Here is a 12,906-nt window from a genome sequence, read left to right on the forward strand (position 1 = left end):
GAGAACCGCATGACACGGCAAATGGCGCTGGTGGGATTTTTGCAGGCGCAGAACTGCACCAACCTGCCGAGTTCATGGCGGCACCCGGAATCGCGCGACGATTCGATGTCGGCCGACTACTACCAGGAGATCGCCCGGATCCTCGAAGCCGGCAAATTCCACATGGCGTTCTTCGACGACCGCCTGGCGATGCCCGACCGCTACGGCAACGATCATGCCCACACCGTCGAATACGGTATCCGCTGCGTGAAGATGGACCCGCTGATCGTGCTGACCACGATGGGTATGGTCACGACGAAGCTCGGTCTGGGGTCGACCTGTTCGACCACCTATTACGAGCCGTTCGATGTCGCCCGCCGCTTCGCTACCCTCGACCTGATGTCGGGCGGTCGCGCGGGCTGGAACGTCGTCACCTCGCTCAATGACGGCGAGGCCCACAATATGGGCAAGGACGCCCATCTCGAGCATGATTTCCGCTACGATCGCGCCGACGAGTTCATGGAAGTCGTGCTCGGCCATTGGGACACTTGGGAAGACGGCTCCTTGATCATGGACAAGAAGAGCGGTCGCTTCGCCGATCCGGCCAAGGTGAAGCGGCTCGACCACAAGGGACAATTCTTCAAGTCGCGCGGGCCGTTCACCGTGCCCCGCTCGCCGCAGGGCCATCCCGTCATCATCCAGGCCGGCGCGTCCGGTCGCGGCCAGCGCTTTGCCGGGCGATGGGGCGAGGTGATTTTTACCGCGGCGCGCAACGTGGCCGCCGCCAAGGAAGGCTACGCGGCGGTCCGCAACGAAGCGGCGAAGGCCGGCCGCGATCCCGAGCAGATGTTTCTCTGCAACCTCACCACCCCCGTCTGTGGCGCAACCAGGGCCGAGGCCGAGGACAAGATGGCTGTGATCAACAAACTGCCGCTGGAGATCGATGCGCTGTCGCTGCTGGCAGAAGCGCTGAACTTCGACTTCGCCGCCAAGCCGCTCGATGAGCCGCTGACCACGGAAGAGCTCAAGAGCATGCAGGGCATCCTCGGCATTCGCGACGGCGTGCTGAAGGCATCGGGCAAGACCAACCCCAGCGCGCGGGACTTCGTCACCTTCTCCGGTCGCGGCCAGGTGCAGGACGCGATCGTCGGTGGCCCGAACGAGATCGCGGACAAACTCGAAGAGATGTTCGTCGAGTGCGGCTGCGACGGCTTTGTCATCGCCGCCACTATCGTGCCGGGCTCCTATGCCGATTTCGTCAAGCATGTGGTGCCGGAATTGCAGCGCCGCGGCCTGTTTCACAAGGACTATGCCGGCAAGACCCTGCGCGACAATCTCGGCCTGAAGCGGCCTGCCGCCGGCGCCTGGAAAACCCGGCCGCAGGCCGCCGCCGAATAACACGAGGGCACTTCATGCGTTGGCTCAAATTCACCGCCGCCGGCAAGACAGCCTGGGGCATTGTCGAGGGCGAGCGCGTGATCGCGGTCGATGGCGATCCGTTCGGCGAATGGCAGCGCGGAACGCAGTCGCATGCGCTGAAGGACGTCAAGATCGAGCTGCCGCTGATCCCGCGCACCTTCTATTGCGTCGGGCTGAATTATCTCAAACACCTCAAGGAGGCCGCCGACAAGGCCGGCACGGTGCCGAACGTGCCCGACCGGCCCGAGATCGGCTATCGCGCGCAGAACGCGCTGATCGCCCATAATGAGGATGTGGTGATCCCGGCGAGCGCGACCGAGAAGATTCATTACGAGGGCGAGCTGGTGGTCGTCATCGGCAAGAAGGCAAAACACCTCACCGAAGCCAACGCGATGGACTGCGTGTTCGGCTACACGATCGGCAACGACGTCAGCGAGCGCACCTGGCAGAAGGCCGACCGCAGCCTGTGGCGCTCCAAGAATGCCGACACCTTCAAGCCGATGGGCCCGTGGATCGAAACCGACGTCGACCTCGACAGGATGGAAACGGTGATCCGCGTGAACGACAAGGAGACCGGCCGCTTCCGCACCAACGACATGATCTTCGGCATCGTGCCGTTCCTCGTCGAACTCTCCAAATATTTCACTCTGTCGCCGGGCGACGTGATCTGGATGGGCACCGACGGCGCCTCGCCTGATTTGAAAGCCGGCGATGTGGTCGAGATCGACATCACGGGGATTGGAACGTTGCGGAACAGGTTTGTGAGGGAGAAGGGGTGAGGCGCGTCGCCACTGTTGGACCCTCATCCTGAGAGGGTGAGGGTCAAGGGAGCGCGCCGCTGCACTCGACTTGCGCTCCTTCGGCCGGCGTCCTCAGAAATGAGGACAGGCGCCGGAACCGGCATTGGGTAAGGTTCGTCCCAACGGGTATCCAATCCTGCGGAGAATCATCATGGCTCGCAGCTCCATCCTGCTCGGCTCGGCATTTACGAGCCTTGTCCTCGCATCGTCTCCAGCGACAGCCCAACCGGCGATCGATCTGGATCAGCTCACAGCAACGCAAGCCGCCGCCGATCTCTGCGCCGGAAAAATCACCAGCAAGGCGCTGACCGCGGCGGCGCTGGCGCGCGCCAAGACGAAGCCTGAGCTCAACGCCTTCATCACGCTGGACGAGGCCGGCGCCATCAAGGCCGCCGAAGCGTTTGACGCCGGCCGCAAGAAGGGCGCGTGCAAGCCGCTCGGCGGCGTGCCCATTGTCATCAAGGACAACATCGAGGTAGCCGGCCTTCCCAGCTCGGCTGGAACGCCGGCGCTGAAAAACTTCGTGCCGAAGAAGGATGCGCCGGTGGCGGCAAAACTGCGCGCGGCGGGCGCCATCATCATCGGCAAGACCAATATGCATGAGCTTGCCTTCGGCATCTCCGGTTACAACGGTGCGTTCAAGACCGGCCCGGAGCCCGGTGTGCGCAACGCCTATGATGCGACGAAGATTGCCGGCGGCTCGTCCTCCGGAACGGGGGCCGCGATCGGTGCGCGCATCGTCACCGCAGGCCTCGGCACCGATACCGGCGGCTCCGTCAGGGTGCCCTGCGCGCTGAACGGCTGTGCCTCGCTGCGCCCGACCGTCGGCCGCTATCCGCAGGCGGGGATCGCGCCTATTTCACACACGCGCGACACCGCCGGCCCGATGGCTTCCACTGTCGGCGACGTGGCGATCCTCGATCGTGTGATCGCCGGCGGCGGCGCGATTGCGTCCGCCGAACTGAAGCGGGTCCGCATCGGCGTCGACAAAGCCATGCTGGCCAACCTGGATGGCGACACCGAAGCCGCATTCAAGACCGCGCTGGACAAGCTCAAGGCGAGCGGCGTGACGATCGTCGATGTCGAAATGCCAAAGCTCGCCGAGCTCAACGGCCAGGTCGGATTTCCGCTCGCGCTTTACGAGGCCTATGACGACATGGCCGCCTATCTCAAGAAGACAGGTAGCGGCGTCGGCATCGAGAATCTCGCCAAGGAGATCGCAAGCCCCGACGTAAAGGGCACCTATGACGGGCTGGTGATTCCGCGCAAACTGCCGGGACCGAACAATACAGTCGCCGATGCCCAGCCGGCCTATGACGCCGCGATGAAAACCGCCCGGCCGGCGTTGCGGGCGCTCTATCGCGATACGTTCGCAAAGAACAAGCTCGATGCCATCGCCTTCCCGACCGTGCCGAAGGTCGCGATCGCATCCAACCCCGATTCCTCGAGCCTCGCCAATTTCCTGCTGTTCATCCAGAACACCGATCCCGGCAGCAACGCCGGCATCCCAGGGCTTCAGCTTCCGATCGCGCTCGGCGCGTCGACGAAGCTGCCTGTCGGCCTCGAGCTCGATGGTCCCGCGGGAAGCGACCGCAAGTTACTTGCGGTTGGCATGGCGATGGAGAAGCTATTCGGCAGGCTTCCGCCGCCGTCGCGCTAGGTGGCGCTCACGGCTAATGCCTTGCAAACAGGCTGGCGACGCCGCTGCGGCGGCGGACGCCGAGCTTGGCGAAAATGCGCTCGATGTGGGTGCGGACGGTGGAGACCTCGACCTGCAGCCGGTGCGCGATCTCCTTGTCGCTGAGATCGTCCGATATCATCCGCGCGATCTCGAATTCGCGCACCGAGAGCTTCAGGATCGGTGAGCCGGCAGCCGCAACGGCCGCCACCCCGCCGGCCGCGCGCACCAGCGCGCCGGTGAAGGCAGGCTCAATCAGCCGCAACAATTCCAGCGTATGGCCATCGAAATTCTCGCGCCGCCGGCCGCGCCAGATCCTGATGTCGCCGATGTTGCGACCGCCGGCGAAGCTATAGGCGTTGACGCCCCAATGCAGTCCGTCGCGGGCGAGAAAATCGTTGAAGAATTCGGTCCGCATCAAGTCGCGTTGCGGCATCACCTGCGTGACCAGCGTCGCCTCGCGGCGGGCCTGGAGCTTCAAGGTAATGGGATCGCGCTGCTGATAGTAGCAGTCGTAAGCCGCGATGTTGTCCGGGTCCATGTTCAGGTAGACGGCCTTTTCGAAACGACCGGTCGCCTCCTGCCAGACGAACGAGGCGTAATGATCGGCCTCCAGCAATTCGAGCAGATGATGGCCGATCGCCTCGCGAACGTCGCGCTCGCTGAGGTCTTCGGACAACAGCCCGAAGATGCGCGCCAGCACCCGGCTCTCGGAAGCGCTCACATACATGAGGCCATCCTAGCGGGGAACCGCGATCAGGGGAACCGGCTTCGCATGAGCCTGCCGCCTACTCGACATTGATGCCGGCGTCTTCGACGACTTTGCGCCAGCGCTCCACCTCGCTGCGATAGTATCGGCCGAATTCTTGGGGAGGTGCCGTAATCAGGACGAGGCCCTCGTTAACGCTCAGTTTTTTAAAGGCGTCGGCCTGCACGGCTTTCGCCGCCGATTTGTTGAGGCGGTCGATGATGTCAGGCGGCGTCTTCGCCGGCGCAAACAGGCCGTACCAGGTTTCCGCTTCAAAGCCGGGAAAACCGGTCTCGGCGACCGTCGGCAATTGCGGAAAGGCAGGCGAGCGCTCCGCTGATGTCACTGCCAGCGCGCGTAACTGACCGCCCTCGATCAACGATGCTGCGCTTGCCACCGTCGTGAACATCACCTGGGTCTGCCCGCCGATCAGATCGGTGATGGCGGGCGCGGAACCCTTGTAGGGGACCATTGTCATATGGACGCCGGCCATGCGCTTGAACAGTTCGCCGGCGAGGTGCGCCGAGGTGCCGGTGCCGAATGTTCCGTAGGAGATCTTGTCGGGCTCGGCCTTCGCCGCCGCGATCAGATCGGCGATCGAGCGAAACGACGATTTCGGATTGACGACGACGATATTGGGAGAACGCGCGATCAGCGCGACGGGCGCAAAGTCCTTGTTCGAGTCGAACGGCAATTTGGCATTCAGGCTCGGATTGACGGCATGGGCAAACGTTCCCATCAGCAGCGTGTAGCCGTCAGGCTCGGCGGTCGCGACCGCCTGCGCGCCGATAATGGTGCTGGCACCCGGCTTGTTCTCGACGATGATACTGGCGCCAAGATCCTTTGCCATCTCCTGCGCCAAGACGCGGGCGATGGAGTCCGTGCCGCCGCCTGGCGCAAAGGGGACGATGATCTTGATGATGCGGTCCGGATAGGCGCCCAGAGCCTGATAGGCTGAAAGCGACAACAAGCCCGGAGCGAGCGCGAGCAGCAAGGCGATGCGGCGTCGATCGAACAGCATGGCGCCCAGATCCTCCTAGCTCTGCGTTGTCATGCCCCGCCGCCGGGTCTCGCCTTCGGCGGCCCCGATGGGCTCCGGCGGGGCATCCAGTACGGGGCGACGACATCTTGGGATGCTACACCGCCGTCGCCTTGGCGAACTCCACATAAATCTCGCGCAGGCGGTTGGTCATCGGGCCGGGCTTGCCGTCGGCGACTTTCTTGCCGTCGATCGACACCACGGCCTGTACGAACAGACTGGCGCTGGTAACGAAGGCCTCCTTGGCGGCGAGCGCCTCCTCGATCGAAAACGCCCGCTCCTCGACGCGGAGCTGGCGTTCTTCGGCCAGCGCGACGACGGCCTTGCGGGTGCAGCCGGGCAGGATCTCGCTGCCGTTCTGCCGCGTCACGATCACATCATCCTGGGTCAGGATGAAGCACGATGACGAGCCGCCCTCGGTCACCTTGCCGTCCTCGATCATCCAGGCCTCGCCGGCGCCGGCCGCCGCCGCAGCCTGCTTGGCCAACACCTGCGCCAACAGTGCGACGCTCTTGATATCGCGGCGGGCCCAGCGCAGGTCCGGCACCGTGATCACGTTGATGCCGGTCTTGGCCGACGGCGCGTTGATGATGTCCTTGGTTGAGGTGAACATGATCAACGTCGGCTTTACGTTCTTCGGAAACGCAAAATCGCGCCCGGTGTCGGCGCCGCGCGTTACTTCCAGATAAACCATGCCGTTGGCGAGATTGTTGCGCTTAACCAGTTCCTTCTGGATCTCCTGGATGCGCGCCGTCGTCTCCGGCAGCGCCAGCTCGATCTCGCCGACCGAGCGCTCCAGCCGCGCCAGATGCGAGGCGTTGTCGATCAATTTTCCGTCCAGCACGGCAGCGACTTCATAGATGCCGTCGGCAAACAGGAATCCGCGATCGAGGATCGAGACCTTCGCCTCGGAAAGCGGGACGAACGAGCCGTTGACGTAAGCGATCTGTTCCAAAGTAGAGTCTCCTGGAGGTAGTAAAGCTGTTGCGTGGACCTTATCGGCAATCTGCCAACGGCGAGAACCTCTCACCGCGACCCGGATGATTTCGACGGCCACCACCGTCATTGCGAGGAGCGCAAGCGACGAAGCAATCCACCTATCCGTTACGCCGCGCTATGGATTGCTTCGCTTCGCTCGCAATGACGGCGGCGGTCGCAGCGACTAATGCGACAAAATCTTCGACAGGAACTTCTGCGCGCGTTCGCTGCGCGGGCTGCCGAAGAAATCCGTCTTCAACGCGTCCTCGACGATCTCGCCCTTGTCCATGAAGATCACGCGGTGCGCGACCTTGCTGGCAAAGCCCATTTCGTGGGTGACGACCATCATGGTCATGCCCTCATGGGCGAGATCGACCATCACGTCGAGCACCTCGCTGATCATCTCGGGGTCGAGCGCCGAGGTCGGCTCGTCGAACAGCATCGCGATCGGGTCCATGGCAAGCGCCCGCGCGATCGCGACGCGCTGCTGCTGGCCGCCGGACAATTCGGCCGGATATTTCTTCGCATGCACGGTCAACCCAACGCGCTCGAGCAGTTTCTCGCCCTTGGCCATCGCCTCGTCATGCGAGCGGCCCAGCACCTTCTCCTGCGCCAGGCACAGATTCTCGATGATGCGCAAATGCGGAAACAGCTCGAAATGCTGGAACACCATGCCGACGCGGGCGCGCAGTTTCGGCAAATCGGTTTTGGGATCGTTGACCTTGATGCCGTCGAGAATGATCTGGCCCTCCTGAAACGGCTCCAGCGCGTTGACGCATTTGATCAGCGTCGACTTTCCCGATCCCGACGGGCCGCACACCACCACCACCTCGCCCTTGGCGACGCTGGTGGTGCAGTCCTTCAGCACCTGGAAACTCGGCCCGTACCATTTATTGACGTGGCTGATTTCGATCATGGCCTCTCACCGAACAATAGCAATGCGCGCCTGCAGGCGCCGGACGCCATAGGACGCGACACAGGAAATCACGAAATAGACCGCGGCCGCGAACAGATACATCTCGACCAGCCGGCCGTCGCGCTGCGCCACCTTGCTGGCGGCGCCGAGAAAATCCGGGATCGACAGCACATAAACCAGCGAAGTGTCCTGGAACAGTACGATGGTTTGCGTGAGCAGTACCGGCAGCATGTTGCGGAACGCCTGCGGCAACACGATGTAGCGCATGGACTGGCTGTAGGTCAGGCCGAGCGCGCTTGCGGCCGCCGGCTGCCCTTTGGAGATCGACTGGATGCCGGCGCGCATGATTTCGGAGAAATACGCCGCCTCGAACATGATGAAGGTGACGAGAGACGAGGTGAACGCGCCGACGCGAATGGGCCGCGACGCCCCCGTCAACCACTGTCCGATATAGGGCACCAGGAAATAGAACCAGAAGATCACCAGCACCAGCGGCAGCGATCGCATGAAGTCGACATAGAGCCCGGCGACGCGGCCGAGCAGCTTGTAGCCGGACAATCGCATCAGCGCGATCAGCGTGCCGAAGATCAGGCCGCCCAGCGCCGACAACCCGGTCAGCATCAGCGTAAAACTCATGCCGTCGAGGAACAGGTAAGGCAGCGAGCGGCGAATGACATCGAAATCGAGATTGTCGAACATCGCTATTTCCCCGTGATATAGCCGGGGATCGCCAGGCTGCGTTCAAGGAAGCGCATGCCGGTGACGACGACGATGTTGATCGCGAGATACATCACGGTCGCGGCGGTGAAGGCCTCGAACACCTGGAACGAGAATTCCTGCATCGCCCGCGCCTGGCCGGTCAGTTCAATCAGGCCGATGGTGATCGCGACGGACGTATTCTTGATGGTGTTGAGGAATTCGGAAGTGAGGGGCGGCAGGATGATGCGGAACGCGATCGGCAGCAGCACGTAGCGGTAGCCCTGCGCCGTGGTTAGACCCAGCGCGGTCGCGGCATTCTTCTGTCCACGCGGCAGCGAGGCGATGCCTGCGGCCAATTGCACGGCGACACGCGCCGACATGAACAACCCGACCCCGATCGCCGCCGTCCAGAATGGCGCATTCGGAATCTGCTTCAGCCACAGCCCCGCGCCGCGCGGCAGTAGTTCCGGCAGCACGAAGAACCAGAGGAATAGCTGCACCAGCAGCGGCATGTTGCGGAAGAATTCGACATAGCCAAAGCCGATCCAGGACGCGGTTCTCGACGGCAGCGAGCGCAGGATACCGATGATCGTGCCGAAAATCAGCGCGATGACCCAGGCCAGCAGCGCCGTCTTGATGGTCAGCAGCAGTCCCGCCACCAGCATGTCGAGATAGGTCCCCGCCCCTGTCGGGTTCGGCTCGAAAAAGATGTGCCAGTTCCAGTTATAGTTCACGCTGCACCTTGTCCCCGAAAGTGCCGGTAAAGCTCTTGATCGCTAACGCTTATGCAAATGTCCGGCCATTTTCATTGCAAAAATGGCCGGACTATCTTGCTAGAAGTTCCTCATCCTGAGGAGCCCCGCACTGCGGGGCGTCTCGAAGGATGAGGGTCTACTTTTACTTATACGAATCCGGATCCGGCGAGTCCGACGGTTTGGCGAATTCGTTCTTCAGCTCGGCGCTGATCGGCGTGTTGAGGTTCAGCCCCTTGGGCGGGATCTTCTGCGTGAACCACTTGTCGTAGATCTTCTGGCCCTCGCCGCCGGTATAGAGCGCCGCCGTCGCCGCATCGACCACCTTCTTGAAGGCCGGATCGTCCTTGCGCAGCATGATGCCGTAGGGCTCGGGCTTGGAGAAAGCATCCTTGGAGATGAGGTAATCGCCCGGCGCCTTCGAGCCGGCAACCAGGCTCGCGAGCAGGATGTCGTCCATCACGAAGGCCACGGCGCGATCGGTCTCGACCATCAGGAATGCCTCGGCGTGGTCCTTGGCCGGGATGATGTTGATGTTGAGGCTGCGCGCCGCGTTGGCTTCGGTGAGCTGCTTGATATTGGTGGTGCCCGCGGTCGAGACCACCGGCTTGCCCTTCAGATCGTCGATCGAATTGATCTTGCTCGCCTTCTTGGTGACGTAGCGGCTGGCGGTCAGGAAGTGGGTGTTGGTGTAGGAAATCTGCTTCTGGCGCTCGACATTGTTCGTGGTCGAGCCGCATTCGAGATCGATCGTGCCGTTGGCGAGCAGCGGGATACGGGTCGACGACGTCACCGGGTTGAGCTTGACCTCGAGCTTGTCGAGCTTGAGCTCTTTCTTCACGGCATCGACGATCTTGTAGCAGATGTCCATAGCGTAGCCGATCGGCTTCTGGTTGTCGTCGAGATAGGAGAACGGAATCGACGAGTCGCGGTAGCCGAGCGTGATGGCGCCGGTATCCTTGATGTTCTTCAGCGTCCCGGTGAGCTCCTGGGCCGTTGCCGGTCCGGCGCACAACGCACCCGCGACCAGACAGCCGATAATATGATGGTGTTTCACGTAACTTCTCCCTCCAAAGGTTTCAGATGATTGCTCATCCACCCTGACTCAGCAACTTGCCGGGCCGTTTGGCCGACGGTCTCGAGCCTTTCTTGGCAAGACCCTTGGCAAGACCGCCTCCGGCGTGCCCGGCACTATGCCTGCACAATTCGGACCAAAACAGATTTAGCGCCCGTTGGCCATCATGCATTCGGCCCCTGAATGCGACTAAAGACAAAGGCAACGCCCATTTGTCGCCGCCGATCGGGACCAGCCGCTTCCGGCCGGAAGCCGCCACAGTCCCCTCCGTTAACCAAGCCACACCGCGTCCGCTGAACGCCATCCCGCACAGCACGTCGGACATGTCGCTTTCAATGACCCGCACGCCGAAAATGGGGGCGGTCTCCAGGATGAGATCGACCAGCCGGGCGAAATAGACGCCGGGCGAATACATCAAAAGGGGGACCGGATGCGACGCCCGGCCGGGCAGCGACGCGCCGCCCTTCGCCACCAGCGCTTCGCTGGCGTAGGGCCGCAAGAATTCGGTGCCGAGGGTGACGCGTTCGTAGCGATCCGGATCGAGATGGATCGGCTGCTGGGCGTGGTGGTAGCAGATCATCAGATCCACGTTGTCGGAGACCAGCGAGGTGACGAGATCGTGGATGTTGCCGACGACCACCGAGCAGCTCAACCGCCGCTCCTGTGACCAGGCCTGCCACCAATGCGGCAGCCGCGCGGTGGCCATCGCGAACGGCAGGGCGATGCGGATATGTTCGTTGCGGCGAAGCGGCTTGCCGCCAAGCTCGACGCGGGTGTCGAGCATCTGCCGCAGCAACTCGCCGGCATGCTCGCGAAAGCGCTCGCCTTGCGGCGTGAGCTGCGTCGGGTACACGCTGCGGTCGATCAGGTCGAAACCGAGCCAGGCTTCGAGCGATTTGATCCGTCGGCTGAACGCGGCCTGCGACGTGTTTCGTTTTTCGGCGGCGCGGGTGAAATTTCCGGTCTCGGCCACCATCAGGAAATCCTGAAGCCAGCGAAGCTCCATCAAGCCCCCCGCATTGCAAGCGATCGCGGCGTCGCCGCCACGATAGCCGCTCTGGGGCAACGCGTGGCTGCGGACGCCAACCGGCGCCGGTTCTCGATAGCAAATGTGAAGCTCCATGCCGGTAAACGTAGCGGGTCGCCGCCCGGGATGACCAATGCAAGCTTTGCATCGCCTCGGCTCGCCTTCGCTTCTGCGGCAGTCCCCGTCAAATCTCGCCCGTTCATGTCAGCCGTTCGACATTCGCCCATGATCGCATCTTCCTTAGCCTGCCACGCCTCCGGCAGGTTATGCAAATTTTGCATCATGCAGACTTGGCATCAAGGGCGCCGTTCGGTGGCCTTAAAACCTGGTGAGCAACACCCCTTCGTCCGATCGATTCTCACGCCTCGATCGGATGATCACCAGGATGAGACCTCGAAATGAAAATCTGCGTACTGGGCGCCGGTGTCATTGGACTGACGACCGCATGGTGCCTTGCCGAGGCCGGGCACGACGTCATCATCGTCGACCGGCATGCCTCCACCGCGAAAGGCGCCAGTGCAGCCAATGGCGGCCAGCTCTCTTACGCGTTCGTGGCGCCGCTGGCGTCTCCGGCAACACTCAGGAAGCTGCCGTCGCTACTGCTGTCGTCGACTTCGCCGATGCGCATCCGCGCTGGCCTCGATCCGGCCTTGATTTCCTGGGGCGCGCGCTTCCTGCTCGCTTGCCGGCCGGCAGCCGTGCGCGAGACCATTGCAGCGCAACTTGCGCTCGCCGCCTTGAGCCGGAGCGAGCTGGCGCGGCTGACGCAAAGCCTGATGCTCTCATTCGGGTTGCGAACCGCCGGCAAGCTCGTGGTGTTCCGAAGCCGGAACGAATTCGATATGGCGCGACGCGCGATCACCGCGAAAGCCGGCGAGTACGGCCAGCAGGTGTTGACGCCGGCGGAATGCCTGGCGCTGGAGCCTGCGCTCAGGCTTGACGCGCACGAACTCGCGGGCGGCATCTTCACGGCCTCCGAGCAGGTCGGAGATTGCGCGGCGTTTTGCGCAGGACTGACGTCTCGACTGCTGCGGCAACGCAACGTCGAATGGGTGCTCGGTACCGAAGTTGCCGGGCCGGTCCGTTCGGGCGGCCGGCTGGTCGCCGTCGACACCGGCAAGCGACATGTGCAGGCGGACCATTTCGTTTTGTGCATGGGGGCGGCATCGGGCGCTTTTGCGAAAGCGTGCGGATTCTATCTGCCGATCTATCCGCTCAAAGGCTACAGCATCACGCTTTCACCGGCGCCGGAGGCGCGCCTTCTTCGGCACAGCGTCACGGATATGGAACGCAAGCTGGTATTTGCGCCGCGCGCGCGCGACGGGCGCACGGCCATAAGGGTTGCCGGCATCGCCGATCTCGAAAGCGACACCACGATCGATGCAGGACGCGTCGAAGTCCTGCGCCGCGCCTCCGCCGAGTTGCTTGGGATCGACGCCGCCGGCGACATCGAGCCCTGGTGCGGGCTTCGTCCCATGACGCCCGACAGCCGGCCGATCATCGGCTGGTCGCCGCTTGACGGCCTCTTCATCAATTCAGGACACGGTATGCTCGGCTGGACGCTGGCGTGCGGCAGCGCGCGGCTGACGGCGGACTTGATCGGTTGCAAGCCATCGGTCGCGGCGGCCGGGGCATTTGCCCTGCGCCGCGCCGCCTAACGAACGGTGACGTTGCGAACCAGTGGGCCGACAATCCAGGCTGGCTGCCCGAATTCGCATGGTGCGGCGGCAGCCAAATTCCGTACTCCGGGATGCCGCGGCAGGCCGATTGTCGCTGGCGTCATTTCCAGCTTGTTG

General features: G+C 63.1%; 12 protein-coding genes. 4 read left to right on the top strand and 8 right to left on the bottom strand.

What is annotated here, in order from left to right; all coding sequences use genetic code 11:
• The first annotated feature begins 9 nt into the window (after window positions 1-9).
• The 3 genes from V1292_RS03170 to iaaH all read left to right on the top strand — a co-directional run bounded on the left by V1292_RS03170 (window position 10) and on the right by iaaH (window position 3,858).
• Window positions 10-1,377: an LLM class flavin-dependent oxidoreductase gene (locus tag V1292_RS03170; protein WP_334370276.1), complete on the top strand. Its 1,368-nt coding sequence runs from the start codon at window positions 10-12 to the stop codon at window positions 1,375-1,377.
• Window positions 1,378-1,391: 14 nt separating this feature from the next.
• The gene (locus tag V1292_RS03175; protein WP_334370277.1) at window positions 1,392-2,177 is read left to right on the top strand and encodes a fumarylacetoacetate hydrolase family protein; all 786 of its coding nucleotides are present in this window, start codon (window positions 1,392-1,394) and stop codon (window positions 2,175-2,177) included.
• A 253-nt stretch (window positions 2,178-2,430) separates the two neighbouring features.
• Window positions 2,431-3,858 carry an indoleacetamide hydrolase gene (gene iaaH, locus V1292_RS03180; protein ID WP_334376921.1) on the top strand — a complete coding sequence of 476 codons (1,428 nt, stop codon included), beginning with the start codon at window positions 2,431-2,433 and terminating at the stop codon, window positions 3,856-3,858.
• Between the two features lie 13 nt (window positions 3,859-3,871).
• On the opposite strand, the gene V1292_RS03185 is transcribed toward iaaH, so the two are convergent.
• The 8 genes from V1292_RS03185 to V1292_RS03220 all read right to left on the bottom strand — a co-directional run bounded on the left by V1292_RS03185 (window position 3,872) and on the right by V1292_RS03220 (window position 11,089).
• Window positions 3,872-4,606, bottom strand: coding sequence for a helix-turn-helix transcriptional regulator (locus V1292_RS03185; RefSeq protein ID WP_334370278.1), 735 nt, complete (start codon window positions 4,604-4,606; stop codon window positions 3,872-3,874).
• 58 nt (window positions 4,607-4,664) lie between these two features.
• Window positions 4,665-5,645 carry a tripartite tricarboxylate transporter substrate binding protein gene (locus V1292_RS03190; protein ID WP_334370279.1) on the bottom strand — a complete coding sequence of 327 codons (981 nt, stop codon included), beginning with the start codon at window positions 5,643-5,645 and terminating at the stop codon, window positions 4,665-4,667.
• Window positions 5,646-5,760: 115 nt separating this feature from the next.
• Window positions 5,761-6,618 (bottom strand): D-amino-acid transaminase, encoded by an 858-nt coding sequence (locus V1292_RS03195; protein WP_334370280.1) that lies wholly within the window; start codon window positions 6,616-6,618, stop codon window positions 5,761-5,763.
• A gap of 207 nt (window positions 6,619-6,825) precedes the next feature.
• Complete coding sequence (locus V1292_RS03200; RefSeq protein ID WP_334370281.1) at window positions 6,826-7,557, bottom strand: amino acid ABC transporter ATP-binding protein; 732 nt, start codon at window positions 7,555-7,557, stop codon at window positions 6,826-6,828.
• Between the two features lie 6 nt (window positions 7,558-7,563).
• The gene (locus tag V1292_RS03205) at window positions 7,564-8,256 is read right to left on the bottom strand and encodes an amino acid ABC transporter permease (protein ID WP_065743678.1); all 693 of its coding nucleotides are present in this window, start codon (window positions 8,254-8,256) and stop codon (window positions 7,564-7,566) included.
• A gap of 2 nt (window positions 8,257-8,258) precedes the next feature.
• Entirely contained in the window at window positions 8,259-8,990 is a 732-nt protein-coding gene (locus V1292_RS03210) for an amino acid ABC transporter permease (RefSeq protein ID WP_057841470.1), read from the bottom strand.
• 163 nt (window positions 8,991-9,153) lie between these two features.
• Entirely contained in the window at window positions 9,154-10,065 is a 912-nt protein-coding gene (locus tag V1292_RS03215) for an amino acid ABC transporter substrate-binding protein (protein ID WP_442895487.1), read from the bottom strand.
• Between the two features lie 34 nt (window positions 10,066-10,099).
• Complete coding sequence (locus V1292_RS03220; protein WP_334370282.1) at window positions 10,100-11,089, bottom strand: LysR family transcriptional regulator; 990 nt, start codon at window positions 11,087-11,089, stop codon at window positions 10,100-10,102.
• 419 nt (window positions 11,090-11,508) lie between these two features.
• Between V1292_RS03220 and V1292_RS03225 the strand changes: the two genes are divergently transcribed.
• On the top strand, window positions 11,509-12,768 hold the full coding sequence (locus tag V1292_RS03225; RefSeq protein WP_334370283.1) for an FAD-dependent oxidoreductase: 1,260 nt from the start codon (window positions 11,509-11,511) through the stop codon (window positions 12,766-12,768).
• Window positions 12,769-12,906 lie beyond the last annotated feature (138 nt).

The sequence above is a fragment of the Bradyrhizobium sp. AZCC 1719 genome, assembly GCF_036924525.1.
In the GTDB taxonomy this organism is placed as follows: Bacteria; Pseudomonadota; Alphaproteobacteria; order Rhizobiales; family Xanthobacteraceae; genus Bradyrhizobium.